Source organism: Kineococcus vitellinus (genome assembly GCF_009906315.1).
Lineage (GTDB): Bacteria > Actinomycetota > Actinomycetes > Actinomycetales > Kineococcaceae > Kineococcus > Kineococcus vitellinus.
Genome location: NZ_JAAALL010000671.1, coordinates 1 through 396, shown reverse-complemented (window position 1 = coordinate 396; position 396 = coordinate 1). Strand labels below are relative to the sequence as shown.

The 396-nt window shown below is 86.6% G+C and carries 1 pseudogene; it reads left to right on the top strand.

The features are described from left to right. Positions 1-24 precede the first annotated feature (24 nt). A pseudogene (locus GTQ99_RS27695) lies at positions 25-396 on the top strand (hypothetical protein); the annotation flags it as partial.

Here is a 396-nt window from a genome sequence, read left to right as displayed (position 1 = left end):
CCCGCCGCTGCCGGCGGCCGCCCCGTGAGCGGCGGCGCGGTCCGCGCGCTCGTGGCCGCCGGCGCGGCGGCCGCCCTGGCGCGGCGCACGGCGACGACCCTGGCGGCGCACCCCCCGGGGGGCGGGGCGCGCTGGGAGCGGCTCAACCACCGCGGGCGGCGGGTCACCCTGCTCGAGGGGCCCACCGCCGCGGTGGCGGCCCTGGCGGGTGCCGCCGCCGCCGCAGCGCCCTGGAACGCCGCCGCCGCCGCGGCCTGCGTCGGGGCGGCGGCCTTCGGCGCCCTCGACGACCTCGGCGAGGGCGCCGGCGACCGGGCCGGCGGGGCGCGCGGCCTGCGCGGCCACCTGGCGGCCGCCCGCCGGGGCCGGATGACCACCGGCGCCTGGAAGGTCGTC